The sequence below is a fragment of the Pararobbsia silviterrae genome (assembly GCF_003628125.1).
GTDB lineage: Bacteria > Pseudomonadota > Gammaproteobacteria > Burkholderiales > Burkholderiaceae > Pararobbsia > Pararobbsia silviterrae.
In genome coordinates this window covers 323,358-350,355 of sequence record NZ_RBZU01000001.1, presented here as the reverse complement: position 1 = coordinate 350,355, position 26,998 = coordinate 323,358, and the positions used below count along the sequence as shown (strand labels likewise).

The following is a 26,998-nucleotide window of genomic DNA, read 5'->3' as shown; positions in this document are numbered from 1 at the left end:
GCGGGCGCCGCTTCCTAGCCGTAGCGATCGCCGGTGCGCCGAGTCAGGGCTCGATGGTCAGGGCTCGATAAAGCCGAGCCGCACTTTGAGCGATTGCGGTTTGCCTTCAAACAACGCGGCGTAATACACGGTGTTCGACAACACGTTCTTCACGTAGTCGCGCGTCTCGGTGAAGGGAATCGTCTCCGCGAAGATCGCGCCCTCTTCGGGCTTCGCGAGCGCCGCCTTCCATTGACGCGAGCGACCCGGTCCCGCGTTGTAGGCCGCCGAGGCCAGCACGGCCGAACCGTCGAACTGATTGTAGACCATCGACAAATACGTCGTTCCGAGCAGGATATTCGTGTCGATGTCCGACATCTGGTCGGGCGACAAGGGCCCGAGACCGATCTTGCGCGCGACGAGCTTCGCGGTGCCGGGCATCAACTGCATGAGCCCTTGCGCGCCGACGCCCGATTGCGCGGCGATCACGAAGCGCGATTCCTGGCGAATCAGACCGTAGGCCCACTCGACATCGAGATCGTTCTGCTTCGCGTCGCGCTCGACGATGTCCTTGAACGGGGCCGCATAGCGCAGCGAGAAGTCATGCTGTTGCTGCGTGCGATCGGCCGTGTTGACGACGCGGTCATAGAGCTCGATCGACTTCGCATACTGCGCGGCCGCGAGCAACTGATGGTCGGTCATGCCGCGCAACGCCCAGTTCCATTCGCGATTCCCTTCGAAACGCAGATTCATCGCGTAGAAACGCTGCGCGAGCAGGAAACCCGGCACATTGCGCATCGCGCGGATTTCATCGTCGGTCACCGACGTGCGCGGCGGCACGACGATCGGATTGCCGAGCTCTTCGGTCGCAAGCTGTCCGTAGAAATCGAAGCGCGTCGCGACCAGGCCGAAATCGGCGGCCGCGCCGACGGGATCGCCGAGCGCCTTGAGCGCGCGGCCGTGCCAATAGATCCATGCGGGTCGCGCGCGCAGCGCGGCGGGCATCGATTCCGTCGCCCAGCGGACCATCGTCCAGTCGCCGATCGCGAGCGCCGCGCGCACGCGCCATTCATAAGCCGGCGACGAGAGCGGCGCATTGACCGACAAGCGGTACCAATCGACGGCGCCCGGTACTTGCTTGAGCGCGGCCTGATACGCGATCGTGCCCCATCCGATCGCGCGTTCTTCAGGCGCAAGCGCCTGGACGATCGACGAATACGTCGCGGCCGCGATCGCCGGATCGTTGCGCGCCATCCGCGTGATCGCGAGCAATGCGAGCTGATGCGACGGCGCGTTCATCGCGACGCCGCGCGCGAGCAGCAGCGGCGGCTTGTTCGCCGCGAGATCGAGCAGCGTGTCGTCGGGTCGTTGCGGACCGAGCGCATCGGCAATCCGGTTGCCCGTGTTGACGTAGTTGTCCTCGTACGCGATGCGGATCTGCTGCCAGACATCGTCGGACGTGAACTGCCCCTTGAGCGCCAGCGCGGTGATGAGGTCGACGCATGCGTCGCCGTAGTACTTGGGCTCGACGAGCAACGCGCGCGCCGCATCGCCGACGTTCTCGTTGTGATTGAGCCGGCTTTCGAGCGCATAGCACTTGACTTGCGTATCGTCGTCGAGCGCGAAGCGCGGATATTGCGCGTCAAAATTCTTCCAGTCGTGGCGTGCGCCGAGCACGAGCAGATAGTCGTTGCGGAGCCGGTCCGCGATCGCCTGTCCGTCGTATTTGCTCAGAAACGCGAGGATCGCATCGTCGGGAGCGTTCGGGTTCGCGTGGCCGAAGCCGTCGAACAACTGAGGCTTGAGCGCGAAGTAGTCGACGTACGACGGGATCGGATAGCTCGACAACTGCGCCGCGAGACTCGCGGCCTGCGCCGCGTCGTTCTGACGCGCGGCATCGCGAAGCTGAATGAAAGCGAGATCGTCCGTGGAAAGTTCGGCCGGAGCCTGCGAGCGGATCGGCGAAGCACTGCTGCAGGCAACGAGCGCGGTGCCGGCGATCAGGGCGGCGACCACGCGATATACTCGAACGAGACTCTTCGACATCATTGACACGAGGCATTTCAGTGGCGCACAGCATAGCATGCGATCCCGCGCCCGCTGGCTCAAAAACGGCCCTGCGCAAGGCTTTGCTGGCATCGAGACAACAGTTGGTTCACGACCCCGCGCGCGATGCCCGATTCACCGATCGGATCGTGGACCTGCTCGTCGAACGCGCGCCGCGCTGTGTCGCGATCTATTGGCCGATCGCGGGTGAATTCGATCCGAGACCCGCGATCGAGCGCTGGCTCGCGATCGATACGCGCGCGCAATCCGCGCTACCCGTCGTCGTCGAACGACACGCGCCGATGGTGTTCCATGCCTGGCGTCCGGGCGCGCCGACGCGCCGCGGCCTGTTCGGCATTCCCGTGCCCGAGATGCCCATCGACGTCGAACCCGACCTGCTGCTGATTCCGTGCGTCGGCATCGATCGCGCGCGGTTTCGGCTCGGATATGGGGGCGGGTTCTACGATCGCACGCTCGCGGCGTTCGAGGCCCGCGGCGCACGCCGGCCGATCGCCGTCGGCGTGGCGTTCGATGTGGGGCGCGTCGACACCCTCCCGCGCGAGCCGCACGACGTCGCGCTCGATGTGGGCGTGAGCGAGTCGGGCATCTGGTGACGATGCCGCGATGCGCGGACGCCGCGTCGCGCGCCTGTCCCGACACCCGAGGCCCGACGCGGTAAAGTAGCGCGCAACGCATACGACGTACGAGGCCGCCGCCTGTGAAAACCGATACGCGTGATCCGAACCCGACGACGCCCGCCGCGACAGACGCGACAGACGCGATCGGCGCCGCGGATCGGCAAGCGATCCTGACCCGTGCGGGATCGTGGCTCACCGACGCGCGCCTGATCGAGCTGCCTTACGATTTCGAAACCGGCGGCCGGCCGTTTCCGACACGCATGCCGCGCGCACTCGATACGCTGCGCAACGTCTCGAGCGCCGCACGGCGGCCGTTCATCCTGCCCGCGCAGAACCTCGACGTCGTGCATCTGATCAGCGCGATGGGCGTCGTGCTCGGCGACTCGATCATCGGGCTGACGGCGCTCGACTGGCTGCGCCGCACGCATCCGAGTCTCGAACTCGTGCTCTATCGGCCTGCCTCGTCGCCCGACTATGTCGAGCAGTTGTACCGGCTCGCAAAATCGATCGGCCTCGGGACGCTGCGCGATCTGCCCTGGCCCGCCGCGAGCATCGCCAAGGAAGAACGCATCGTCGACATCGGCAATATCGTGTTCTGGCCGTCGTTCGCGACCACGCCGATGATCGATTTCTTCCTTCAGGCGATCGGCGTCGACGCCGCCCAGGTGCCGCCCCATGCGAAAGCGAACCGCTGGCTTGCCGAGCTCGCGCTGCCCGCTCTGCCCGCGCCGTGGCGCGACGCGCCCTACGTGCTGTTCAGTCCCGATGCAAGCAGTCGCGTGCGAACCATTCCGGCGGCGGTCCACGCCGCGTGGATCGATCGGCTCTGGGACGCCTACGGCTTGCCCGTGCTCGGTTTTACGCCGATCGATCATCCGCGCTACACGTCGATCCGGTCGCACGCGCCCGATACCCCGGCCTTCCTGAGCTGGATCCGCCACGCGCGCGCGCTCGTCACGGCGGATTCGGCCGCCGTCCATGCCGCCGCGGGATTCGACGTGCCCACGACCGCGATCTTCACGACGATCGATCCGACCCTGCGTGTACGCGATTACCCGCACTGCACGGCCGTCGATTTCCGGATCGAGGGCCTGTACGGCGTGCATTCGAGCGAAGCGCCCGACGACGTCGAACTTGTCGCGCGCGCATGGCGCGACGCCGCGCTCGATGCGATGCCGCTGCCCGAGCCGCGTCCGGCGCTTCGCGGCGCCGCCGGGTCGCGGGAATCGCATGACGACGCGCGCGAACACCTCAAAACCGTCGCGAATTAAGGGGCGTTCGGCGCTCTGTTTGGCCGATCGATACGCGGCGATTCGGCTACTGTATCGCCTGTACCGTGGCGAAGAGCACGTGCCGGAAGCCGGCCCGCGATCTCGCCACCGCATTGCGTAATACGGTGCGCGCCCGCGGATCCCCCGAAACGCCGGCGTCGCCCGAGATGAATCGCAGAGTCCACATCTCTATTCGATTGCCGAGGCAATATGGCTGGCATTACCCCTGAAGTGAGCGACGATCTGGTCAGCGAGATCGCCCAGCGTCTGACCGTCGAAGGCCGCAAGGTCTCTCCCCTCGAAGTCTGGTCCGAAGTCCATGGCGGGTCGATCGTGACGGTCGCGGCAGCGCTGCGCCGCTGGCGCGAGTCGCAATCGATGATGCTCGGCCAGCATCAGGAACATCCGACGCTGCCCAACGAAATCTCGGATCTGATGCTGTCGGCGCTCGACCGGCTCTGGTCGGCCGCGAACGAGGAAGCACAAAAGGACGCCTCGCGCCGCCTGCGCCTCACGTCGAAGCGCATCGACGAAGCCAACGCCGAGCGCGACGAAGCGCTTCAGGAACTGCAGATCACCGTCGAGGAGCTCGAGGCCAACCGCCGCCGCCAGGGCGAGCTTTCCGATTCGTATCAGGAAAAAAGCGACGAACTCGCGCGCGTCGCCGCGGACCTGATCTACGCGAACAGTCGCGCCGAGCAGGCCGAAGCGCGCTCGACCGACTCGGAGCACAAGATGCTCCAGTTGGCGACCGATCTCGAACGCGCGCGCAATGAACTCGCGGCCGCGAACGAACAGCGCCTCGAGGACAACACCGCGTACGCGCAGCAGTTGAAGGAACTCCAGGCGCTCGCCGATCAGGGCGCGGCGCACGCGGCCCAGGTCAACGCGCTCAACGCGCAGCTCCTGGCGAAGGACGCCGAGATCGCGAAGCTCAACGCTCAGGTCACCGAAGTCAGCGCGCTCGCGAGCGAGCTCGCCAATCAGGCATCCGAAGCCAAGAACGCCGCGGCCGATTCAAGCGCGAAGACCAGCGAAGGCGAAGCCCGCATCGCCGAACTCGGCACGCAGATCGATGGCCTCAACGCGCGGCTTGCCGATGCCGACAAGCGCGTCGCCGAATCGAGCGCCGGTGCTGACGCCCTCGCGAAGCAAGCCGGCGAATATGCGACCAAGGTCGAGCAACTGACGCGCGAAGCCACCGAATCGGCCGCGCGCATCGACGCCCTCTCGCAGCAGGCAAGCGGCGCGGCAGCGCAGATCGACAGCTTGAGCCAGCAAGGCGAGATCTCGGCCGCGCAGGTCGATACGCTGATGTCGAAGAACGCCGAATCGGCTGCGCAACTCGACGCGCTCATCAAGGAACGCGCGCATGCCGCAGCCGAAATGGACACGCTGCGCCGCGAACACGCCGACGCCGCAGCCAAGGCCGAAAGCGTGAGCCTGCGGTATGCCGCGGCCGTCGCGCAGGTCGATGCCCTGACCCAGCAAGCGCAGGAGTCGACGGCTCAGATCAATGCGCTGCAGGAGCAGATCATTTCGTCGGCTTCGCATGCCGACGGCCTCGCGCAGCAAGTGGCCGCGCAATCCGAAAACCTGAGCTCGCAAGCCGCCTCGTCGGCGGCCAGCGTCGAGGCGCTCGAACGTCAGGTCGCGGCCGCGCAGTCGAAGATCGACGCGTTGAATGCCGAGATCGCCGAATTGTCGCCGGCCGCGGCGCACGCCGACACGAACGCGGCCAAGGTGGCCGAGCTCGAAGCGCAGATTGCCGCGCAATCGCAGCGCATCGAGTCGAGTGAAGCCCGCGCGTCCGAACTCCAAGCGCACTCGTCTGAACTCGAAGCGCGTTCGTCGACGCTTGCCGCGTCGCTCGAACAGGCTCAGGCGGATCTCGAGAACGAACGCACGAATCATGTCGCGTCGATCGGCGAGGCTTCGCGTCAGAGCGAGCTGCAGTCGCGCGTGACCGAACTCGGGATCGAACTTGCCCAAGCGCACGCCGAACTCGCCGAGCATCGCGCGAGCCATGCCGAATCGCTCGCGCAGGTCACGCGCGAGAACGACGATCTGCGCCGCTCGATCCAGATGCTCGACGCCGAACGCGAGCAGCTCGCCGCCGCCGCGCCCGCCGGATCGGCCGTTTCGGGCGACCAGCAGGCCGAGATCGATCGTCTGTTGAATGAACTCGACTATGCGGACTCGCGCGTCGTCGCGGCGGAAACGCGCGCGAACGAGTTCGATGCACGCCTGGCCGAACTCGCGACGACGATCAATGCGGCGCAGCAGGACCTCGTCTCCGAACGCGAAGCGAGCAACGACGCGGTGAAGAAGGCCACGGAGCTCCAGCGCGAACTGGCGTCGCAAGTCGAACGCCGCAACGCCGAGATGGAAGAAGTCCACAGCAACTACGAGAAGTGGGACGCGTATGCGAAGAAGCTCAAGCAGCATCTGAACGACGCGATGGAACGCAACGCGCTGTTTGAATCGCGTGCGGCCGGCGAAGCGGCGCTGCGCAACCAGCTCAGCGCCGAACTCGGCGCGATGAACCCGACGCACCCGTTGCTGCGGCTCGACGTCCAGGAGCAGACGATTGCCGCCGGTCAAGCCGAGCAGGCGCAACGGCAGCGTCAGGCGGAACCGGCGCGCTGATCGGGTCGAGACGGGCCAATACGACTCGATACGCTTGATTGCAGCGGCTTCGCGGCCGCGCCACCCTCACCCTACGCGCGCGTTGCGCCGTAGGGTGTTTGTTTTTCAGGGGGCGATGCCGCGATCGGGCGGCTTGCATCGAATGCTTTATGACCTTCGATGCTCGACGATGGCGTTCACGTATTCGCGAGGCGGCCGCGCTTGCGATGCAGCATCGATTTGCCGATCAGCAGCATGTGGTAGTAGAAGCGCGGACTCAGCCCGTAGTTGTACGCATGCAGATGCATGAGCGCGAGCTTGAGGCTTTTGACCGGTTCGTCGTGCCGCGAGAGCGTCGAGACGACGATCGGCACCATGCGTTTGTACGCCACGCGCCGCGCCGGTTCGAGTTCGCGCGCGAGCCGCAATCCATGCACGATCCGATAGGCTTCGACCGCGGCCGAATTCATCGATGCCCCGGTGGTCTGCGAAATCGCACCCGGCGTCACGCGATACGACGAGACGTATCGCTTGAGGTAGTAGATCTTCGACGCCGCGAGACAGACCTCGACGCCGAACGCGAAATCGCAGCCCGAACCGAATTGCGCCTTGTAGTTCACGCGCTTGACGAGATCCGCGTTCGCGAGCCAGCCGTTGTTCGGAAACATCGAAACGAGGCCCGTGCGGCCCGGCGCTTTCTGCAGCCCTTCCGCGGCCTTCGTACGATAAAACGCGATATTACCCGCGCGGCTTTGTTCGAGATCGACGGCGCCGTGGATATCGATCACGTATTGATCGCCGAACGCGATCTCGAGATCGGGATGCCGTTGCCAGAGTCCGAGCAGCGATTCGATCGCATCGTGTTCGAGCAGATCGTCGTCGTGCAGCAGCAGAATCTTGTCGCCTTCGGCGCGCGTGAACAGACTCGCGACGTTGAGGCCCTGGCCCAGCGGCGGCGTGTTGCGCACGTAGTGGATACGGCTGTCGTTACCGTAGCGCGTGCGCATCATCGTCTGCGTCGCATCGTTGCGCGAGTCGTCGCCGACGACGATCTGGATCGGCGCGTGGGTCTGGGCGAGGCATGACGCGAGCGCAAGTTCGAGCAACTCCGGCCGATCGCAGGTCGGAATGCAGATTGAAACGAGCACTTCTCTGTCGTTCACGTCGGACTCCCCTTCGCACGGGACATACGCTTTGAGTCTAGGTCACGAACCGGCTACCGGCGCGGCGATCCACTATCCGCGATCCGTTCTCGCGCAACCTTTCCGAAAGGAGTCTCGCAGGTGCGCCGACACGCGTCCGTGCCCGACCGCACAATAGGGCCCGACGACGGCCTGAGCCGCGCCGTGCGGCGCGGCACTCGCGCGGCGCTGGCGTTCGCGGTATGGTCTCGTCCGCGCTTCGTTAGATCGGATCCTATCGATCCAGCGTACGGGTCGAAAGGCATTCGGACGACACCGAGCGCCGCCGCGCGTCGCGTCCGGGACGTGCGATGGACCGTCGCACCGTCGCACCGTCGCACCGTTTAATCAGAGCATTGCATGGAAAACGAGGAACATCGCGGCCAGGCCGCGCATTCGACACTGCCCGCCGATGCGTCGCATCGCGCACCGACGCACGATGCGACGCGTCCGGTCATCGCCGTCATCGGCGGCGGCCCCGCCGGTCTGATGGCCGCCGAGACCATCGCGCAAGCCGGGTTCGCGGTCGATCTGTTCGACGCGATGCCGTCCGTCGGGCGCAAGTTCCTCATGGCGGGCAAGGGCGGCATGAACCTCACGCACGCCGAGCCCTATGAGGCCTTCCTGTCGCGATACGGCGCGCGACGCGACGCGCTCGCGCCGATCGTCGAGTGCATGCGTCCCGAGGCGCTGCGCGCGTGGACACATGCGCTCGGTTTCGAAACGTTCGTCGGAACGTCCGGACGCGTCTTCCCGACCGATATGAAAGCCGCGCCGATGCTGCGCGCCTGGCTGCATCGACTGCGCGAACTCGGTGTGCGGTTTCATATGCGTCATCGATGGACGGGCGCGTTTGAAACGACGGATGCCGCACGCGGGTCCGCTACGGCGGGGACGCACGACGCAGGCAGGCCGTCGCCGTTCGCGCTTCGGTTTCAAACGCCTGACGGTGAAAGGCCGTTCACGGCCGACGCCGTCGTGCTTGCGCTCGGAGGCGGCAGTTGGCCGCGACTCGGTTCCGACGGCGCGTGGGTTGCATGGCTGCGTGCAGCGGGGATCGACGTCGAGCAACTTCAACCGGCGAACTGCGGCTTCGACGTGGCGTGGAGCGAGCACTTTCGCACGCGTCACGCGGGCGACTTCATCAAATCCGTCTCGCTCGGCGTCGTGACTGCACAGGGCACGACGCCGATGCGCCAGGGCGAATGCGTCGTGACCGAGACGGGCATCGAGGGGAGTCTCGTCTACGCGCTATCGTCCGTGATCCGTGAAACGATCCATGAGCACGGACACGCGACGATCGTGCTCGATCTCGCGCCTGGACTCAGCGAGGCGCGCGTCTTGGACGAGGTCCGTCATCCGCGCGGATCGCGATCGATGTCGAGTCATCTGCGAAGCCGGCTCGGGATCGCGGGCGTCAAGGCCGGACTCGTATACGAATGCGTGGCGAAGGCGGATTTCAACGATCCGGCGCGGCTGGCCGCGGCGATCAAGCGCCTGCCGCTGCGCGTCGAGCGCGCGCGGCCGATCGAGGAAGCGATCAGCAGCGCGGGCGGCGTGAGGTTCGAATCGCTCGATGAACGGCTCATGCTGCGCGGACGCGCGGGCCTGTTTTGCGCGGGCGAGATGCTCGATTGGGAAGCGCCGACAGGAGGCTATCTGTTGACCGCCTGTTTCGCGAGCGGCCGCGTGGCGGGGCGCGGCGTCGTGGCGTATCTCGGAGAGACGCGGTAGCGGCGCGAAGCCGTCGTCCGCCGTCCGCTTCTTCACGGTTGGACGCCGAACGCATCGACTCAAACCCGCTTGCGACTCACGACGCGGGCCCGTCCGATGCGGCCACGCCAAGCCGCCAGAGCGAGGTCATTTCGCGCGAACGTACCGCATGAAGCGGATCGTCGGCGTCGCTCGCCTTCGGATGCCGCGGTCGGATGCTGCGCTTGTCGAGCACCTTGAGACCGGCGTGCGAGAACGCATTCGTCAACGTGTCGTGTTCGCGCAGACCGATATGTTCGGCGAGATCCGAGAGGATCAACCATCCCTCGCCATTCGGTGTCAGATGCGCGGCAAGTCCGGCGAGAAAGCCCTTGAGCATGCGGCTCTCGGGATCGTAGATCGCGTGTTCGAGCGGCGAACTCGGCCGTGCGGGCAGCCACGGCGGATTGCAGACGATGAGGGGCGCCCGGCCTTCAGGGAACAGGTCCGCCTCGACGATCGAGACACGCTTGGCATAGCCGAGCCGGTCGATGTTGTCGCGCGCGCATGCGAGCGCGCGCGGGTCCTGATCGGTTGCCACGATGCGCTCGACGCCCCGTTTGGCGAGCAATGCCGCGATGACGCCCGTGCCCGTGCCGATATCGAATGCGAGCGTGGTCGCGGGCAGCGGCGCTTCGGCGATCAGATCGAGATATTCGCCGCGCACCGGAGAGAAGACGCCGTAGTGCGGATGGATCCGCTCGCCGAGCGCGGGGATCTCAACGCCCTTCTTGCGCCACTCGTAGGCGCCGACGAGCCCTTGAAGTTCGCGCAAGGAGGCGACCGAGGGCTGATCGTCGGCGGGGCCGTATGCCTGTTCGCATGCGGCGCGCATATCGGGCGCACGACGCAAGGCGATGCCGTAGTCGGGCTCGATCGGGATCAGCAGTGCGTTGAGTGTGCGCGCGCGTTGGGATTGCGCCTGCCGATGCTGATTGAACGCATCGATCGGCGTCGCGGGGGCGGCCTTCTTTTTCTTGGGCGGACGGTCGACGCGACGCGCGATTGCTTGAAGAAGCTGACGCGCGTTTTGAAAGTCGCCGTGCCAGAGCAGGGCCGTGCCTTCGCTGGCCAGGCGATAGGCGGTGTCCGCGGTCAAGGTGTCGTCGGCGACCACGACGCTGCGCGGCGGGGGCGATCCGGCTTCCGAGCGCCAACGCGCCGAATGCGTGAGATCGCCGTCGGTCCATTCGATTGTCGGGTTCGCGCTCATGAGGTGACGGGCCTGTGAAACAGCGGATTCTACCGTGGCGGCCGTGGCGTGAGCGCACGGCGGGGCCGGCCGGCCGTTGGGCTCTTGGTCCTTGGTCCTTGGTCCTTGGTCCTTGGTCCTTGGTCCTTGGTCCTTGGTCCTTGCTCCTTGCTCCTTGCTCCTTGCTCCTTGCTCATTCGTCATTGGTCCTTCGTCCTCGGCACTTGGCCTTTAAGCTCCTGGCCCTTAGCTCTTGCCTCTCCGCTATCGGTGCGCGACACCGGGCTTCGGGCTTTCGGCTTTTGCCGCTCGCCGTTTGCGCGATCGAGCTCGCATGGCGCGTTCTGTTATGGTGAACGCGCGTGCCGTAGCACCCGGCCCGAGCCCGTTTGATACGGGATTCCGAGATCCCTTGAGTCACGGAGAATCCATGTCCGACACACGAAGCAAACGTCCGCACTACGAACTTCACTATTGGGATGGGCTGCCGGGACGCGGCGAGTTCATTCGACTCGCGCTTGAAGAAGCCGGCGAACCCTATGTCGACGTCGCCCGCGAGTCCACGGCGGAGCACGGCGGCGTGCGAGCGATGTTGGCGCCGATGAAGGACCGGCAGGCAGCCGTCATCCCATTCGCACCGCCGTTTCTCAAGATCGGCGATTTGACGCTTTGCCAGACTGCGAACGCGCTCCTCTATCTCGGTGAGAAACACGGACTCGCCCCATCCGACGAGCAAGGCAAGTATTGGGCGCACGGACTGCAACTCACGATCGCCGATTATGTGAGCGAGGTACACGACACGCATCATCCGCTGTCGAACGCGTTGTATTTCGAAGATCAGAAGCCCGCCGCGAAGGCCCGTACGAAGGCGTTCCTCGAGCATCGCGTGCCGAAGTTCATGAATTACTTCGAGCGGGTGCTGGCTCAAAATCCCGCGGGTGACGCGTGGATGGTCGGCGCATCGAGAAGCTATGTCGACTTATCGATATTCCAGATCGTCGAAGGCACGCAGTACGCATTCCCGCTTGCCGTCGAGGGATTCGATCGCGCATGGCCGCGCCTCGCCGCGCTGCGCGAACGCGTGCGCGCACTCGCGCGGATCGCCGCTTACCTCGAGTCTCCACGCCGGCTTGCGTTCAATGAGTCCGGCATCTTCCGGCACTACCCGGAACTCGATCACCGCGGGCTCGCGACGAGCCAGCCCGGCTGAACCCTCAAGTTCAGCGCGGTAAAAGCGCCCGATCGAGTCGTATGTGCACCACACCATTTTTGGGGAGTCGGGCCGCTAGAGGAAGGCCTCGATTGCTCGATTACATCCGTTTGCGCAAACGATTACATGTCGTCAGCTTGACGATGATCCTTGCCCCGCAAGGCTCACCCGGCGGGCGATTGCAACGCATTGACTGTGCCAGAGCGCAAAGAAGCACCATGGTCGGTAAAGCGTTTAATTTTTTGTTGTTGCAACGCAAAAAACGAATCGGTACATTGGAACTGTCTCCTCCATGTCCTCCGATATGGATTTAGCCCGGCGTAGCCCATCTACACCGGGCTATTTTTTTGCCTGAATTTTTTGCCTGGATGAAGCGCGCCGTGAGCGGATTCGCGCCGCGAGCGTGGCGCACGACGGCTCGCGTGCCCTTCGGACGGTCCGCGTGCCTTCGGTGTGGCGCGCTCCCACATCGACCCACTTCAATTCGTCGATATCGCGTGGAACTGCATGACGATCTCTTCGACGAGCAAACGATGTCGCGGCGACAACGCTTCGATCCGGCGCGCGAGCGACACGCATTCGATCGATCCGTAGCGCGCCTTGTCGCCCGATGGTCCGGCGAGCGCGCTCGACGCTTCGGCGTCCGGGGGCGGACCGTAGTGCAACCAATGTTCGGTCACGCCGAGCCAGCGCGCGAGCGTCCCCAACTTGTCCGCGGTCGGAATGGCTTTCCCGCTCAGCCATTTATGGGCGCTTTGAACGCTCACACCCTCGCCATCGCGATGCTGAAGGTTGAACTCACGCGCAAGATCGGTCGCGCCCCTAACCCGTGTCGCATGATCGAGCGCGGCACGCAGGCGAAGCGAGAACGACTGTTTTTCGGTATTTGAGGGCATGGGCGAATTCTGCAGTCAGGAATTCCGTGATGCTCAACTACCCAAGCGATCGTTCGTTCAGACTCGGATAGGCGCCATCGCGGACGCGCGTGCGCGATCTCGCACACGCATCCGTCTCTATCGAATGCCGTCCAATCCATCGCTTGCGGGTTCCGCGCACACCCTTCCGAGCATACGTGCGACAGCCGTGCGACATCTTGTCGCGGATATCCCGCCTGGTTTAAATCAGCGCCGATCCAGTGTCGACTGAGTCGCGCACTGAGCGCGAATCAGCCTTTTCTGTACAGGAGGTCCATCCGTGCGATCGCGGGCCCGGTACTTGGCTACGCGCGCCGCGTCGATTGACGACACGCTACAATGCGCCGCCACCCCATCGTGCCCCGACCGGTGCGCGATTGATTGAGAGCCGACCATGCTTGCGACCGACCACGATCCGATTGCCGCGATAGCGACTGCCGCCGGCCGAGGCGGTATCGGGGTCGTGCGCGTGTCGTTCGGCGGGCATCGTGGCGAAGTCGTCGAAGCGATGATCGAGGCGATTTGCGGCCAGCCGCTCACGCCGCGCCATGCGCACTATTGCGGGTTTCGGGATGCGCGCAACGCGGTGCTCGATCGCGGTATCGCGTTGTATTTCACCGGCCCCCATTCGTATACGGGCGAAGCCGTACTCGAACTGCAGGCGCACGGCGGGCCGGTCATCATGCAGTTGCTGCTTCAGCGCTGCCTCGATGCGGGGCGCGCGATCGGCGTGCGTCTTGCGGAGCCTGGCGAGTTCACGCGGCGCGCGTTCCTCAATGACAAGCTCGATCTCGCGCAGGCCGAGGCCGTCGCCGATTTGATCGAAGCGAGCACCGAGGCTGCCGCGCGATCCGCGGGCCGTTCGCTCGACGGTGCGTTTTCGAGACTCGTGCATGCGCTCGTCGACGACGTGATCAACCTCCGAATGCTCGTCGAGGCCACGCTCGATTTTCCGGAAGAGGAGATCGACTTCCTTGAGGCCGCGAACGCTCGCGGCAAGCTGGCGGCCATTCGCGCGTCGCTTGAGCGCGTGCTCGCCGAGGCGCGGCAGGGTGCGTTGTTGCGCGAGGGAATGTCGGTCGTGCTCGCCGGCGAGCCGAACGTCGGCAAGTCGTCGTTGCTGAACGCGCTGGCGGGCGCCGAGCTGGCGATCGTGACGCCGATCGCGGGGACGACGCGCGACAAGGTCGCGCAAACGATCCAGATCGAAGGCATTCCCTTGCACGTGATCGACACGGCGGGGCTGCGTGCGACCGACGACGAAGTCGAGCGCATCGGGATCGCGCGTTCGTGGAGCGAGATCGAACGTGCCGACGTCGTGTTGCATCTGCTTGATGCGCGCACGGGCATGACGGCGGAGAACGTCGAGATCGCGACGCGATTCCCGGCGGGTGTCCCGGTGCTGCGCGTGGTCAACAAGATCGATCTCGCGGGTGAACATGCGGAGGTCGTATCGAACGATGCGGGCGAGGGCGTCGAAGTCCGGCTATCGGCGCGCGACGGCGAGGGCATTGATCTGCTGCGTGCGGCGCTGCTGAAGATCGCGGGCTGGCAGCCGGGCGGCGAGGACGTGTTTCTCGCGCGCGAACGGCATCTGTCTGCCTTGCGCGCGGCATCCGGACATCTGTCGATTGCGCACGAGCACGCCGAGCAACGCTCCGAATCCCTCGATCTGTTCGCGGAGGAATTACGACTCGCTCAGGACCAGCTCAATTCGATTACGGGCGAATTCAGTTCGGATGATTTGCTGGGGGTGATTTTCAGTCGGTTTTGTATTGGAAAATAACCGGTTGCCCAGCGCTGTCAATCTTTCGCAACCCAATCGCCGAAACTCCATTATCAGAAAGGCTCTTGCCTTCCACGTTTGCCAAACCTCTGCAATTGACAGCCAGTCCCTATTAGTACACATTTAAGTACACAAAGCGCTTGTGTACTTTCCCCTGTGTACTAACGACATGCCCAAGCTCGCCACGCCCCTGAATGACACGCGCATCAAGGCGCTCAAGCCGAAGGCGAATCGCTACGCCGTTTCGGACGGTGGCGGCCTAGTGCTTGAGGTGATGGCGTCCGGCTCGAAAATCTGGCGCTATCGGTACTCGCTACACGGCAAACAGCAACCCGTCGTCACGATTGGCGAATACCCCGCCACCAGCCTGATGGCGGCGCGGGAGCGCGCCCGTCGATATGCTGAGATCGTCGCTGGCGGTGTCTCGCCAATGGCCGATGCCAAGAAGGACCGCGGCGCAGAGAAGAGCTTGAACACGGTGCGGGACTTCGGCGCTTATTGGACCGAGCAGCAGATGAGCGACAAGTCCGACGAGTACCGAAGGACCACGAACCGCGCACTAGAAAAGGACGTATATCCAGCGATCGGCAATAAGCCGCTGCCCGATGTGACGCCCGGAGACGTGCTGGCGATCTGCGACCGGATCAAGAAGCGCGGCTCGCCAAAGATGGCGCTCCACACTCGCAACGTCATCAAGCGCATGTTCGAGTACGCGATCGCGCGCCAATTTGTGACGATCAACCCCGCCGCGGCGGTTGTCGCCCGTTTTGTAGCCACTCAGGAAAGTCGTGACCGCGTGCTGTCGCCAGAAGAGCTCGGCCGGGTACTGCGTGCCGTGTACGCGTCCAGCATCCGCCGGCCGTTGAAGCTGGCGATTCATCTGTTGGTGCTGACGATGGTCCGCAAGTCCGAGCTGATCGAAGCCCGCTGGAACGAGTTCAACCTCGACGAGGGTATCTGGCGCATCCCCGCGGAACGCATGAAAAAGGACCGTGAGCACTGGGTCTATCTTGCGCCGCAGGCCATCGCGATGCTGCGCGAACTCCACGAAGGGCGCACCAGCCAGGAATACGTGTTCCCGACCGTGCGCGGCACCGATCGACCGATCGCTAAGAGCACGCTGAACCAAGCGATCCGCGCACTTGACATGGAAGTCCAGCACTTCGTCTTGCATGACTTCCGTCGCACCGCCAGCACGCACCTGCACGAGATGGGGCAATCGTCGGACGCGATCGAGAAGGCACTCGCACACACGATCAAGGGCATCAAGGGCGTCTACAACCGGGCGGAGTATGCCGACGAGCGGCGGCGGATCCTGCAGCTATGGGCCGAGTTCGTCGACGGCCAGATTGATGAAGGACGCAAGGTCGTTATTGGCAAATTCGGTTCTGCTGCCTGACTGACTTTCATCTGTATAAAAATACAGTATTCCGATCTACAATAATTAGCAATCGTTGCCAATCTATGGCGACGGAAAATCAAACCGCGCCTAGGCTGATCCCCGAAAAACCGGCTCCCTTACCGGACTGGCGCGGTTCCTCATAAAGGGCTTTGCGTGAGGGCGCAATGCTGTCAGAAGATACGTTCGACCCGATGATTTCGCCGGTTGAGGCGTCGATCATCCCGCACCTCTTGGACATTGCGCATCGAGCTCGTCGGTATTTGAATAAACGCGCATCGATCGAGGTGCGATCTGCACAAGAGACGATTGAGGAATGGGTCTCGATCTTCTTTGAAACTTTGTATGAGGACGAGGTTAGCGCTCTGCGAAGGCGAGCGGAGGATGGTGACCAGCGTGCGATTGGATATTTCCATGTGGAGCGTCATTTCTATGGCGATGATTGGGATGAATATCGTTTAGAAATCAACGAATTCAATGATCGCTATAGAGATGATCTCGATATTCCAGACGAAACAAATACTACGGAAGTGCGGGCGCTCGATTCGTGCATAGATTGGTTTGATCTTTCCGAAACTGCTTTCGGCGATCAATCGGAGTCGCTGTATTTCGCTGCGTTGGCGTTGAAATATGTCGAAAAATCAATTTGGTATATTAACAGATGGATGGAGCCCGAGGGCGAGTCGGCCGCCGCAGAAAAAATGATGGTCGAGCTTTATGAGGCGACGAGAAAATTTGTTGAAGTAAAGGAAGGAAGCACTGGTAAATTCTGCCGTCCGATAAATACTGATTTCCGATTTGCTTGCGAAGCCGCGATAGATGCAATGGAGGCGATAACCTGTGCGTCCAAGTATGACGAAGTGAACAAGGTCAGGAGGGATCTTGCGGAAAAAGTCGATCAGGTGTTATCGGCGGCCTCAAAGGAACTGCAGGAAAAACACATTGCTGAGCAAATGCAAGCCAAGAAAAAGAGATCAGCAGATCTTAATGCCAAACGCCACAAGAAAAACAGGGAGGCCCAAGCGCTTGTCCTTGCGGAATGGGAGCGCGACACCAGTCGATTTTCTTCGGCCGAAAAAGCTGGGCAATACTTCGAGACCTGGCTTTCCGATATTCCAGGAAAAGGGTTCACATTCAGCCAGAGAACCGTGCGTGATTGGATTAGAGCGCGAGCTACTGAGATTGGCGTGGTCTGGCGTTAACGCGCCTCCGCCGTAGATCGTACGTTCTCCGTCGTAGGCTGTACGCCGTACGCCGGAGACTGCTTTTTCTTCGGAAGTTGTGAAAATACGCTTTCGCCATGATTAACCACCTTCGACGAGGGTCAATTCATGGCGACCAAAGCAGCAACCGCGCAACCGATCGGCGGCGCGTCTCTCCCCACCCCCGAAGCATTACCGGCCGACGGATTCTCCCGCTGGAACAACCTGCGGGATCTTGTCCCCTTCAGCCGCGAGACTCTGCGCAAACGCGAGAAGGAAGGCCGGTTCCCGCGTCGTGTTCATCTAACCCAACGCTGTGCAGCGTGGTCGAATCGCGAATTGCATCGCTGGTTTGCTGATCCGGTCGGCTATCGAGCGGAGAGCTGAGCAATGCGCACAACCCAAATGCAAGTGGGCCGCTGCGCACCTACGACCCTAACGCTCCGCGTCAACGATGCAGCTCTCGTTCAGGTTCGCGTCCACGAGCTTTCCGCCAATAGCCTCACGACCGCCCACGAGTTCGGGCGGTCGCCCACGCGCATCGAGGCCACCGAAGCGGGCGTCGATCATCGCATCGGCGTCTATTTTCTGGCCGGCGAAAAGGAGGCGGCATGAGTGCAATCTTCGCTCACATGGAACCCGCCGATGACCCCGCTTTGGTATGGCTTCGCACGTCCGCCAGCCCCGACCCTGAGCGTAAGCCGGCGATGCTCGTCGCGCGTGCGGATCTGAACAACGTGCTGTTGATGCTGCTCGATGCGGCACAGACGGGGGTGACGCAGTGAATTACACCCTCTTGCAAATTAGCTCCTTGGGAGCTAATCTTCCGTCCATAGGGAAACGCATCTGCGAGTCCCGCTTATCCCGAAAGGACGGAAACATCATGCCCATACACGGCAGGCAGAATCATGCCCATCAAATACATCCCGCCAACACCGGTAGATTTAGCGACGCTGAAGGACGAACTGCAACTCACTGGCAAGCAAATGGCGGATCTCGCGTGGCTTGCCGGGGATCAGCACTGGCGCAAATATACGAACCCCAATCCGGACAATCAACGGCCCATGAGTGCGCAGATGCTTTTCGTGATGATGGCGCAACTCGAATTGGACTCGGCGACCATCGAACGGGTGCTGAATCGGATGCGCAAAGCTGGCGCAACGATCACGCTCGACGCGCAGTAACCTCGCCTGGCGCGACCCGTTCGGCGCCGCAATCCCCCATCGAAATCATCCGCGCCGCCCTGCGCGACGCCGCAATCGCGCCAACCGTGTTCGATGCGCTCGACGTGGCCGGCGAAGCGCTACGCCGCCTTGCTGAGCTTGCCCGCGCGGAGGTGTCGCGATGAGCAAGGCAGTCATCAACGGCGAGACATGGCGTCGTCGATCTGCATCCCATTCGACGCATGGCAGTAGTCGCGGCGTCAATCTTCTGAATTGGGATTTGATCGCTCAGGAGGTGCTCTCGCTCGAACAGCAGCGCGAGAGTTTGCTGCAAGCGCTGCGCTCGACAGAGCAGTCGCGAGCAATGCTTGACGCGGAGTCAGATGAATATGCCCGCGCAGGCGGCCGCATTGCCTACATCAGTCGCCAACTAAGCGAAATCAAGGCAAAGGGCACGGTGGCGAAGCGGTATCAAAATCTGAGCGACCACCTCATCAAGATGTTCAAAGATCGCGTCACGCCGACCGAGTGGAAAGCCATTGTCGCCGAAGCGCGGCGTCTGCACGATAACCAAGAGTGCCTGAGCGAACTGCAGGCGTTGTTCGGCGATTCCGTTGTAGCGGAGGTGCGCCGTGGATAAACACGTCAACAACAGAATCTCGAACGAAATCACCGATCTCGAAAGTCTGACGGACAGCCACCTCTCGATGCTGTCCGGACTGTTTTTCGCGATGCGCCGAATCACCGGCACACCGGCTAACGAGCGCCGCGCCGGTGAGTTTGAAGCGTTGGCGAGTCTGATCGAGTGTGGCTCGTGGATCGTCGAGAACATGTCCGCAAACACGGAACATGGTTTTCAGTGCATCGAGCAAGCCATCCGTGAGGGAGGCTTACTTTGAAAGCCAAACCCAAAGTTTATGGTGCTAGCACGATAAAACGTGAGCGTCGCACCAGGGCACAGCTCGACAAGCTCGACGAACAGATTATCGACGTGTTGCGCGCGGATCATCCGCAGTCGGTTCGGCACGTGTTCTACCGGATGACCGACCCTCGCATGGCGGAACCAGTTGAAAAGTCCGATCGCGGCTATCGGCATGTGCAGGATCGCTGCGTCAAGCTGCGTCGCTCGGGTCTGCTTCCGTATAGCTGGATCGCCGACATGAGTCGCCGCGGCTACTTCGTCAACACGTTCAGCGATGCGGGCGATTTTTTGATGCGGATGCGAGGGCTGTATCGGTCCGACCTCTGGCAAGACTCCGACCATCGCTGTGAGGTGTGGGCAGAGTCGCGCTCCATTGCATCGGTGATTCAGGCCGACTGCGCGGAGCTGGCCGTTCCTCTCTATCCGTGTGGCGGCTTCAGTAGCGTGAGCTTCGTGCACGAGGCGGCCGTGCAGCACAACGAGAGCGGCGATCAGCGGCCACTCACGGTGCTGTACATCGGCGATTACGACCCGGCTGGTGTGTTGATCGACTTGGCATTGCAGCGCGAGCTGCGGGCGCACTTGCGGACCGACGTCGACATGCGCTTCATTCGAATCGGGATCAACGAAGCGCAGATTGAGGAATTCGATCTGCCGACGAAGCCTCGTAAGACGACCGACAAACGCTCGTTGCACGTCAAGAGCACGGTCGAGGCAGAAGCGATGCCGGCGCGAACGCTTCGCAACCTGCTGCGCGCAGAGGTTGAATCGTTGTTGCCGCCCAATGCTCTCGATGTCGCCAAGGTCGCCGAGCGATCCGAGCGTGAGCACATCCGACGCATGGCGCAGCTTTTCGGCGAAGGAAGCGTATGAGCGCAATTCTCAATGAAGAGCACCGCATCAAGGCGGCGCTTGCGTGCATCCCGCCCACCGTCGATCGAGAGCAGTGGTTTCGAATTGCTGCGTCGCTCAAGCACGAGCTCGGTGGGGATGGGTTCGAGATCTTCGACGCCTGGAGCCAAGGGGCTGATTCGTACAGTGCGACGGCCGCCCGCGACACATGGCGCTCGTTGAAAGCGGATGGCGGGATCACGATCGGCACGCTGTACGCGCTCGCAAGGAAATACGGGTTCGACACGAAGGCGGCCCACGCGCCCGTTGTCGATCCGAGCGAGATCGAACTTCGTCGAGCCGAGCGTGCAGCCCGAACACAACGAGAGGCGGATAAACGGCTCCTGGGGCACAGCCAGGCCGCAACTCATTCGCTCGCGGTCTGGAGCAAAGCGATGCCGGCCCGCGATGACCATGAATATCTGATGCGCAAAGGGCTCGCCTCGATCGACACACTTCGCGAGATTGAAGCGAACGTGCTTAAGGGGCTGATCGGGTACGCGCCGAAGTCGAGCGACGAGCCATTGCGTGGGCGAATCCTGGTCGCCGGCATCCGCATCGGTGAAACCCTGAAGAGCCTTGAATTCATCGACGGCGCTGGGCGTAAGTCTGCACTGGCCGGCGGAGAGAAATCGGGCGGCTACTGGATTGCATCCGCTCCAGGCGAAGACTCACCGCGCATCCTGATTGCCGAGGGCGTGGCGACGGCGCTGTCCGCTCACCAATGCACGGGCGATCCGGCCGTGGCGGCACTGACGTGCGGCAATCTCACAAAGGCGGCGCAAGCAATGCACGAGGCTTATCCGAACGCGCAAATCGTGATCCTCGGCGATCTCGGCAATGGTGCGAATAAGGCGACTGAGGCTGCGCGCACTGTGGGCGGCCGGGTCGTATTCCCGGATTTCGGTGCCGAGCGACGCGACGACCAAACCGATTTCAACGATCTGCACGTGGAGCACGGCAAGGTGGCCGTGAAGCACCGCATCGATGAGGCGGCGGAGCCGGCGGCGGATGATCGGCAACCGGATGGAGACAAGGAACCGGGCTCGGCCCCTGTGTTTGCCTTCCCGAGTTTGGAGGAACGCCCGTGCTGGCGGATCTATCAGAACTGGGAGCGGCTGGACGGTCGCAAGGTCAAACCCGGCGTCTATTCGCACGGCGTGAAGCATGGACGAAGCGACGGCGAGCCCGAGCTCGTCGACAAGTGGATTTGCTCGCCGCTGTGGGTGTGCGCGATCACTCGGAATCGTGAGGACGGGGACTATGGGCGGCTGCTAGAGATCCTGTCGCCGTCGGGGCGCCTCAAAAAGTGGTCGATGCCGATGTCGATGCTTGCGGGCGACGGAAATGACGTGCGTGCAGTGCTGCTCAGCGAAGGCGTGTTGCTCGACCTGCGCAACCGTGGCGGCGTGACCGACTACATCATCGGCCAGCACCCCAACGTCACGATGCGCGCCGCCAGCATGACCGGCTGGCACGACGGGGCGTTTGTGTTGCCCGATCTAGTCATCGGCGCGAACGACATCTGGTTTCAGGCATCCGGGCGCACGGCGTCCTATGCGAGCGCGGGGACATTCGAAGGCTGGCAGGATCTGGCTGCGCTGGCGAACGGCAATCCACTGTTGATGTTCGCCATGTCGGCCGCGTTCGCCGGCCCGCTTCTGCATCCGCTCAACATCGACGGCGGCGGTGCACACCTATTCGGCGACTCATCGAGCGGCAAGACAACCGCCCTCATGGCGAGTATCAGTGTTTGGGGCGGTCCGGCGTTTAAACGGACGTGGCGCGCGACGGCAAACGGCTTGGAGGGCGCTGGCGGGATGCACTCGGACACGCTGCTCGCGCTCGATGAAATCGGAGAAATCGATCCGCGCAACTTGTACGAGTCAGCCTATGCGCTGATCAACGGTGTCGGCAAGACTCGGGCGAACCGAACCGGCGAAGCGCGGCAGGCAGCGCGGTGGCGCGTGTTCCTGATGTCCACGGGAGAACTGACGGTCAGCGCGCGCATGGGGGCGGGAGGCATCGAAGCCAAGGCCGGGCAGGCGATCCGCATCCTGGATGTGCCGGTAAGCGGCCGGCACGGGGTGTTTGACGAGCTGCACGGGCGCGTATCGGGCGGTGTGCTCTCCGACGAGGTACGCAATCTCGCGGCAAAGCACTACGGCCATGCCGGGCCGCGCTTCGTCGAGAAGCTGATCGAGAAGCTTGCAGGCGGTTTGCGATTGCCGGATTCGCTTGACTGGATCATGAAGCATTTTCCCGATGGCTCGGATCAGGAGCGACGTGCGGCCCGTACCTTCGCACTGTGCGCGCTCGCCGGCGAGCTGTCGGCATCGTGGGGCATTACCCCATGGGAGAAGGAGTCCCCGCTCAAAGCAGCCCTCCATGCCTTCAACCTGTGGCGGGGGCAGCGGGCCTCATCCGCTCACGGCTCCGAGCACGCGAGCATCCTGCGCGCGGTGGCTGACTTCATCGACCGCCACGGAGACAGCCGGTTTTCCAGTATCGAAGGCAGCGCGGATCTCGTTCGGGACCGCGCAGGGTACTGGAAGCAGCACGGCGAAGGTCGTCGGTACCTGTTTACCTCTGGCGGATTGCGCGAAGCGACGAAGGGTTATGACTTCGCTCGTTCGCTAAAGGCGCTCGATGATGCGGGCGTGATTGTGGAGCGGGATGCAGGCGGCGGAAAGCGATCGAAGAAAACGCGCATCCCCGGCGGAGAGCCGATCGCCCTATACCACATTGACCGAGGGGCACTCGGGGAGGGGCTGTGATGAATCACCACTTCATTGCGCACGAGTCTGCATTTCCGCAGGGGAACGCGGGGAACACAGGGAACGCCCCCGTCCGACAAGGGTTTGCGACGTTCCCTGCACTCGCGAGCCCAGGAGAACGCGAGAGAACGCCGGGTTGGTCTGTTCCCCGCGTTCTCCCGTTAAAGCGCGCGAGAGAACGGCCGACAGCCTTGCTGGATACGGCTGTTCCTTCAGTTCCCTGTGTTCTCTTGCCAAATGGAATGGGGGGCCTAGGGATGCGATGGAACGGGCTGGCGAGCGCGTCACAACAAAACATCGGGGTGCAATCGTGATCGATGGAAACCGTAAAGATGCCTCTGAGCAGACAGGGGGCGCGACGATGGCGTGGGGGGAGTACCTGAGCGCTGATCACATCTGCGGACTCAGAACTCGCCTTCTCGAAATGGCGCATGAGCTTGCCGAGCTTGAGGGCTGGCCGGACGAACTGGTCGATGCGGTGGCGTATGAGATGGCCGCCGGCCCGGTTGGCGACATCTTCCCCAACCTGCGGCATTTCGGAGAGCGCCTTCGCGTAGCGCGTGTCGATGCCGCCAAGCGCGCCTTTCTCAATCATCCCGCTTGGGACAGAAACGAGCGCGATGACCGGAGGCCACGATGATGCGATGGTCACCTGTGTGGCTCGCGGTACCGACGACCCTCACGGCCGCCAGCCTATCCGTGATGGCGGGATGGCAGCGTGGGGGCTGGTTACCTGAGCGACTTCTGTGGGTCGCGATCGGCGTTGCGCTCGTCATCGGCGCGCATCTGCTACCCGCCCTTAGTCGGTCGCGCGGGTGGGCGCTACGTTGTGTCGGGATCGGTCTGTGGGGCTGCTGCATGTTCGCGACGTGCTATGGCCACCTGACGTTCTTCGTGCTGGCGCAGCAACATGCAGGGGAGCTGCGAGCGGCCCGTCTTGACGACGGCATGGTAACCGCCGCTCCCGTTCAACCGGCGGGCCGGGACCTCGGCGCGATTGCATCGGATCGCGCTGCGCTGGTCTCCGATCTGGCTGCCCGGTGCGCACCCGGGTGTGCCGCACGACGCGCCACGCTGCGCGCCCGAATCGATGCGCTTGACGCCGAGGCCATTGAAACCCGGCGCAGTGAGGCTCAGGCCGATCGACTGACGATCGAAACGGATCGAGCCGAGTCGCGGCGCGACGGGGCGCAGCTTGACCCCGTGACAAGCCGGGTCGCTGCCGTACTTGGCTGGTCACAATCCCGCGTCGATCTGGCGACCGGCCTCGCGTTCGCTGCGGTGCTGGAGGGCGTCGCGTGCTTCTGCTGGTTACTGGCCGCCGAACCCGGCAACCATGTCCGTGACCGCAATCGGGAAACAAAGCCCATGGACGAAGTTTTCGAAACAACCCCTTGGAAGGCTCCCGTGATCGCTTCGGGGCCGTACGGTGCGCCCGTTGGTGCCTCTGCGCCGGTCGGCGTGACAGACGGTAGCGAGTCAGTAACGGGGCAAGTCGCGGAGATCGTCACGGATGACCGGGGGCAAGTAGCGGCCGAAATCGCGGCGGGCCGGCTGCGTTGCACGGTCGCCGAGATCAGACGCTTTCTAGGGTGCTCACAGACACGAGCACTTGAGCTGCGACGTGAATTGGCGAATGAAGGGAGGATGGCGTGATCGTCATTCATGAACATTCCGACGATGCGATCCTCGCGGGGGCGGCCTACTTTCGGGCGTGGAGATCGAGCCGAAACGCTCTGTTACTTTTCGACGCTCTTGCAAAAATCAATCTCGCGGAACGCGTTTGGATAGTAGATCGTGGCGCAAATTTGCCTATGCGCCGCGAATGGCAGGTGCTTCGTCGTTGTGTCATGCGAGCCATGGAAAAACTTCATGAGCCGCTATTGGCAGCCACGTCGCCCTCGCAGACGGAGCGCGCATTGTTTCCGAAGGGTGGCAAACGGGCCACGTTGGCACGGGCCGACCAATTGAATCGCATGTCGATCACGATCGCGTTGATCGGCTCGACCATCGATCAGGCACACGCCAATTTGAAGAGCATGGGAATCAGTCGAAAGCGTGGTTATCTGAAAAAGCTCGCTTCCGAGATGGGTTTCACTCGTCGACCGGCTCGAACTACTGTTCCGCAACCGACGGCGAGCGCGCTGCGACGGCGCTCCCGATCAATTGAAGTGTCATCAAGCGGATTGCGGCATCGCGGCAGTGCGTACTAGTTACGTCGACTGGCGCAGATGAAGTAACTGTCAAACAGCGTCAAATTTGGTCATCGGACTTCAGGAATGTTTAACGATGACCAATACGATTCCACGCTATCAAGGTGACTTCGCGAGCTTCGACGCAAAGCCCGATATCGCGCGTGTGCGGATTCACGATTTGGCGGGCCTGCTGTCGTGCAGCGTCAGCACGGTTCGCCGCCGCATCCAAACGGGTGCAGTTCCGACGCCGATGAAAGAAGGCGGTGTACTCGTTTGGCGCGTCGGCGATCTACGACGCGCGCTCGCGTAACGGGGGCACTCATGAGCCATCCCGGACACCCCATTTCCATGCTCGACGACGCCGACCAGGAAGCTAACCCGCACCTGGCCGCCGCGCGCGCCGATGAGCGCATGCGCTGCGCTCAAATTTTCGCCCACGGCATGAACATCGGCGCCACCGTTTATGCAGGCTGTCTTGCGTTTGACTCAGAGATGCCGGCTGACGACGCGATCGCTCTGCTTGATGGGTTGCACACCGTCGAGCACGTGCGGGTGTAAGCCTCAAACCCTTCCAAGGATCAACACATGCAAACGAGCAAACCTCACATGGCTCTCACTTCACCCTACGCGTCGCTTCTCGGTCTCCCGCGGGGCGCGTCGAAGAAAGCCGCTGCGACATCGGCCGCCGCACCGAATCGGGCGCCTAAGCAGTCGGGTAACACCCGCCCCACTGCGACAACGACGCGTAGTCAAACCCCTTTCTCTGACGCGATGGGCGGTTTCCGCGGCACTGCATCGAGCAAGGTGGTTACCGGCGCGAAATCGACGCCTCACAAGGTTGCTGCGTCACGTTCACAAGCGCAAGCCGCCACGGCAAGCTGGCCGGAAATGGCAAACGGCGCGTGGACCGGACGCCACATCGACGTTCGCGCCAATGCCGATGTGAAACCGACGTCCAATGCCGTCGGCGTCGCCCGTCAAATCATCGCGGCGGACAAGAAGCGCCGCGGTGAGCTGTGACCATTCGAACTCGGGACCAATCCATGAAAGAAATCAAAGCCCTCAGCAAGCAGATTCAAGCAAAGTCGATCGAGCGTGACCGCATACAGTCGGGGGCAAATTCGCAGGCTGCAAACATCGCAAACGCGAACGCCGAACACGATGCTGCCGCAGAACAGCTGCGCAAGCGCAAAGCGCAAGAACATGCATGCGCCGTGCTTGAGGCACGGGACCCCGACGTGAGCGCGTACGAGACAGAGCAAGCGATCGTCGACGAAGCCGGCGCGAATCTACGGACGGCCAAGGCCGTTGCCGACGAAGCTGCGGCGATTCTTCAGGAACACATATCCAACCTCGACGCCGAAATTGCAGACCTGACGGCGCAGCGCACAGCCGCAATTCTCGCCATATTGGTGGAGCGACGTACCGTGGCCATCAATGAATATGTCGCGGCTGCCGAGGCGTTGGGCGGAATCCTCGCGCGTGCCGTATCTGCGGACCGAGCCATCCGCCAGGTCGAGCCGATCAGCAGGCCCGCATCACTACCCGGAGAAGCGCTGATTGAGCGCGTAAGGCACGAGCGCTTGCCGATCCCTTGGGGCCACAGCGGTCGCGAGAGACCGACCGGAGGAGCTCCCCGTTACGTCACACCTGAAACGCGTGAAGTGTTCCAGATGCTCGGCAAATACGAACCTCAGCTTCCCGGGCCACGCTGGATGAGCGAGCGCGGCAATTCCGACTTGGCTTATGCCGAGATTGTTGCCGACCTGCAAGCAGTCGGTGTGACGTTGAACCAGTGATGCAAGGCACCCCAGCCGGCGGTGGGGACAACACCGGCAGTTGCCGACGCTTT

General features: G+C 63.0%; 27 protein-coding genes. 23 read left to right on the top strand and 4 right to left on the bottom strand.

Annotation, left to right across the window (positions count from 1 at the left end):
* Positions 1-57: 57 nt before the first annotated feature.
* Positions 58-2,025, bottom strand: a complete 1,968-nt coding sequence (locus D7S86_RS01520; RefSeq protein WP_121082534.1) for a lytic transglycosylase domain-containing protein — start codon at positions 2,023-2,025, stop codon at positions 58-60.
* Between the two features lie 20 nt (positions 2,026-2,045).
* Here D7S86_RS01520 and D7S86_RS01515 point away from each other — a divergent pair, with 20 nt between their 5' ends.
* From D7S86_RS01515 to D7S86_RS01505, 3 genes are all read left to right on the top strand, one after another.
* Complete coding sequence (locus D7S86_RS01515; RefSeq protein ID WP_276313248.1) at positions 2,046-2,639, top strand: 5-formyltetrahydrofolate cyclo-ligase; 594 nt, start codon at positions 2,046-2,048, stop codon at positions 2,637-2,639.
* A gap of 104 nt (positions 2,640-2,743) precedes the next feature.
* Positions 2,744-3,934 (top strand): ADP-heptose--LPS heptosyltransferase, encoded by a 1,191-nt coding sequence (locus D7S86_RS01510; RefSeq protein WP_121082531.1) that lies wholly within the window; start codon positions 2,744-2,746, stop codon positions 3,932-3,934.
* 210 nt (positions 3,935-4,144) lie between these two features.
* A complete protein-coding gene (locus D7S86_RS01505) occupies positions 4,145-6,583 on the top strand; it encodes a DNA-binding protein (protein ID WP_121082528.1) in 2,439 nt (812 codons plus the stop codon).
* A gap of 176 nt (positions 6,584-6,759) precedes the next feature.
* On the opposite strand, the gene D7S86_RS01500 is transcribed toward D7S86_RS01505, so the two are convergent.
* Positions 6,760-7,725: a glycosyltransferase family 2 protein gene (locus D7S86_RS01500; RefSeq protein ID WP_240647949.1), complete on the bottom strand. Its 966-nt coding sequence runs from the start codon at positions 7,723-7,725 to the stop codon at positions 6,760-6,762.
* Positions 7,726-8,232: 507 nt separating this feature from the next.
* Between D7S86_RS01500 and D7S86_RS01495 the strand changes: the two genes are divergently transcribed.
* Positions 8,233-9,477, top strand: a complete 1,245-nt coding sequence (locus D7S86_RS01495; RefSeq protein WP_240647992.1) for a TIGR03862 family flavoprotein — start codon at positions 8,233-8,235, stop codon at positions 9,475-9,477.
* Positions 9,478-9,553: 76 nt separating this feature from the next.
* Here the strand turns inward: D7S86_RS01495 and D7S86_RS01490 are convergent, their stop codons facing one another.
* Positions 9,554-10,708, bottom strand: coding sequence for a methyltransferase (locus D7S86_RS01490; RefSeq protein ID WP_121082519.1), 1,155 nt, complete (start codon positions 10,706-10,708; stop codon positions 9,554-9,556).
* Between the two features lie 409 nt (positions 10,709-11,117).
* On the opposite strand from D7S86_RS01490, the gene D7S86_RS01480 reads away from it, so the two are divergent.
* Positions 11,118-11,897 (top strand): glutathione S-transferase, encoded by a 780-nt coding sequence (locus D7S86_RS01480; RefSeq protein WP_121082516.1) that lies wholly within the window; start codon positions 11,118-11,120, stop codon positions 11,895-11,897.
* Between the two features lie 479 nt (positions 11,898-12,376).
* Here the strand turns inward: D7S86_RS01480 and D7S86_RS01475 are convergent, their stop codons facing one another.
* Positions 12,377-12,793, bottom strand: a complete 417-nt coding sequence (locus D7S86_RS01475; RefSeq protein ID WP_121082514.1) for a transcriptional regulator — start codon at positions 12,791-12,793, stop codon at positions 12,377-12,379.
* A 412-nt stretch (positions 12,794-13,205) separates the two neighbouring features.
* Here D7S86_RS01475 and mnmE point away from each other — a divergent pair, with 412 nt between their 5' ends.
* The 18 genes from mnmE (at position 13,206) to D7S86_RS01400 (ending at position 26,945) form a co-directional block, all read left to right on the top strand.
* Positions 13,206-14,597, top strand: a complete 1,392-nt coding sequence (gene mnmE / locus D7S86_RS01470) for a tRNA uridine-5-carboxymethylaminomethyl(34) synthesis GTPase MnmE (RefSeq protein ID WP_121082512.1) — start codon at positions 13,206-13,208, stop codon at positions 14,595-14,597.
* Positions 14,598-14,766: 169 nt separating this feature from the next.
* A complete protein-coding gene (locus D7S86_RS01465) occupies positions 14,767-15,996 on the top strand; it encodes a tyrosine-type recombinase/integrase (RefSeq protein ID WP_121082509.1) in 1,230 nt (409 codons plus the stop codon).
* Positions 15,997-16,163: 167 nt separating this feature from the next.
* Complete coding sequence (locus D7S86_RS01460) at positions 16,164-17,198, top strand: hypothetical protein (protein WP_147432192.1); 1,035 nt, start codon at positions 16,164-16,166, stop codon at positions 17,196-17,198.
* A 129-nt stretch (positions 17,199-17,327) separates the two neighbouring features.
* Complete coding sequence (locus D7S86_RS01455) at positions 17,328-17,585, top strand: helix-turn-helix transcriptional regulator (protein ID WP_121082503.1); 258 nt, start codon at positions 17,328-17,330, stop codon at positions 17,583-17,585.
* Positions 17,586-17,588: 3 nt separating this feature from the next.
* Complete coding sequence (locus D7S86_RS01450; protein WP_121082500.1) at positions 17,589-17,813, top strand: hypothetical protein; 225 nt, start codon at positions 17,589-17,591, stop codon at positions 17,811-17,813.
* Positions 17,810-17,983 (top strand): hypothetical protein, encoded by a 174-nt coding sequence (locus D7S86_RS29735; protein ID WP_166444083.1) that lies wholly within the window; start codon positions 17,810-17,812, stop codon positions 17,981-17,983. The genes D7S86_RS01450 and D7S86_RS29735 overlap by 4 nt, the downstream gene beginning before the upstream one ends.
* A 123-nt stretch (positions 17,984-18,106) precedes the next feature.
* Complete coding sequence (locus D7S86_RS01445) at positions 18,107-18,382, top strand: XRE family transcriptional regulator (RefSeq protein ID WP_121082497.1); 276 nt, start codon at positions 18,107-18,109, stop codon at positions 18,380-18,382.
* Positions 18,383-18,542: 160 nt separating this feature from the next.
* Entirely contained in the window at positions 18,543-19,001 is a 459-nt protein-coding gene (locus D7S86_RS01440; protein ID WP_121082494.1) for a hypothetical protein, read from the top strand.
* Positions 18,994-19,260 (top strand): hypothetical protein, encoded by a 267-nt coding sequence (locus D7S86_RS01435; protein ID WP_121082491.1) that lies wholly within the window; start codon positions 18,994-18,996, stop codon positions 19,258-19,260. Before D7S86_RS01440 ends, D7S86_RS01435 begins: the two co-directional genes overlap by 8 nt.
* On the top strand, positions 19,257-20,156 hold the full coding sequence (locus D7S86_RS01430) for a hypothetical protein (protein WP_121082488.1): 900 nt from the start codon (positions 19,257-19,259) through the stop codon (positions 20,154-20,156). The genes D7S86_RS01435 and D7S86_RS01430 overlap by 4 nt, the downstream gene beginning before the upstream one ends.
* Positions 20,153-22,951, top strand: a complete 2,799-nt coding sequence (locus D7S86_RS01425) for a DUF927 domain-containing protein (RefSeq protein WP_121082485.1) — start codon at positions 20,153-20,155, stop codon at positions 22,949-22,951. Before D7S86_RS01430 ends, D7S86_RS01425 begins: the two co-directional genes overlap by 4 nt.
* 262 nt (positions 22,952-23,213) lie before the next feature.
* A complete protein-coding gene (locus tag D7S86_RS01420) occupies positions 23,214-23,591 on the top strand; it encodes a hypothetical protein (RefSeq protein ID WP_147432189.1) in 378 nt (125 codons plus the stop codon).
* 218 nt (positions 23,592-23,809) lie between these two features.
* On the top strand, positions 23,810-24,607 hold the full coding sequence (locus D7S86_RS01415; RefSeq protein ID WP_338069141.1) for a hypothetical protein: 798 nt from the start codon (positions 23,810-23,812) through the stop codon (positions 24,605-24,607).
* The gene (locus D7S86_RS28975; protein ID WP_147432187.1) at positions 24,604-25,164 is read left to right on the top strand and encodes a hypothetical protein; all 561 of its coding nucleotides are present in this window, start codon (positions 24,604-24,606) and stop codon (positions 25,162-25,164) included. The genes D7S86_RS01415 and D7S86_RS28975 overlap by 4 nt, the downstream gene beginning before the upstream one ends.
* A gap of 76 nt (positions 25,165-25,240) precedes the next feature.
* Positions 25,241-25,456, top strand: a complete 216-nt coding sequence (locus tag D7S86_RS01410) for a helix-turn-helix transcriptional regulator (RefSeq protein WP_121082479.1) — start codon at positions 25,241-25,243, stop codon at positions 25,454-25,456.
* Between the two features lie 11 nt (positions 25,457-25,467).
* A complete protein-coding gene (locus tag D7S86_RS01405; protein ID WP_121082476.1) occupies positions 25,468-25,704 on the top strand; it encodes a hypothetical protein in 237 nt (78 codons plus the stop codon).
* Positions 25,705-25,731: 27 nt separating this feature from the next.
* Positions 25,732-26,166: a hypothetical protein gene (locus tag D7S86_RS28970; protein WP_147432185.1), complete on the top strand. Its 435-nt coding sequence runs from the start codon at positions 25,732-25,734 to the stop codon at positions 26,164-26,166.
* Between the two features lie 23 nt (positions 26,167-26,189).
* Positions 26,190-26,945: a hypothetical protein gene (locus D7S86_RS01400; RefSeq protein WP_121082473.1), complete on the top strand. Its 756-nt coding sequence runs from the start codon at positions 26,190-26,192 to the stop codon at positions 26,943-26,945.
* The last annotated feature ends 53 nt before the right edge of the window (positions 26,946-26,998 follow it).